Consider the following 662-nt stretch of genomic DNA (forward strand, 5'->3'; position numbering starts at 1 on the left):
GGCGATGCCGGGCAGGCAGGCTACGGCCACCAGCAAAATGCAGAGTTCGCCTTTGTTGGGCACAAGGGTACGTTTGATCATCATTGATCCTCTTTGGGGAGAGTTGAGGGTTGTTCTGGGGGTGAAGCGGGCACTGCGGATGGAGCGGATGGCGCAGACGCTGGCGGTGGTGCAGGCGGCAGATAGCGCGGGAACTGGCGCAGCACGTCCCAGCTTTCGTAGGTCGGATCAACGGTGGACGCCGGGGCCTGAGCGCGCTGGAGCTTGTTCGGTTCAGGTGATCCGCCTTCCAGCGCAGGGACGGTCACGGTGGTACCGCCTGCATTGGCCAACACACGCTGCACATGGCTGCTGCCACCGAATTCGGCCTCGGCCTTGAATCCGCGTTTGGGGTTGCCGCTGTAGTAGCAGGAAATAGCCTTGTGCAGCGCTGCCTGCCGGTTGGGCTCCTTGGCGCTGGCCCTTGCGTAGCACTGTTCAAGAACAGCGGCGGCCATGCGCAGGTTGGTGCAAGGCTCAAATACGGGTTCGGGTCGGTTGACATCGAAATGCTGCCGGTTGATCTGTAACCGCTCCATTAACCCCACATTCAAAGCACTAAGCTAATGCCAGATGCTGGGCTCCCGATTCTCTCAGGAGCCCATCGATCATGATGCGACCCG

2 pseudogenes are annotated in these 662 nt (G+C 60.9%); both read right to left on the reverse strand.

The window, feature by feature from the left end:
• A pseudogene (locus tag KDX37_RS29615) lies at nt 1–81 on the reverse strand (conjugal transfer protein); the annotation flags it as partial.
• Nucleotides 81–566, reverse strand: a pseudogene (locus tag KDX37_RS29320) (lytic transglycosylase domain-containing protein); the annotation flags it as partial. The pseudogenes KDX37_RS29615 and KDX37_RS29320, both read right to left, overlap by 1 nt.
• Nucleotides 567–662 lie beyond the last annotated feature (96 nt).

Source organism: Pseudomonas californiensis, from assembly GCF_021147775.1.
GTDB classification, from domain to species: Bacteria; Pseudomonadota; Gammaproteobacteria; order Pseudomonadales; family Pseudomonadaceae; genus Aquipseudomonas; species Aquipseudomonas californiensis.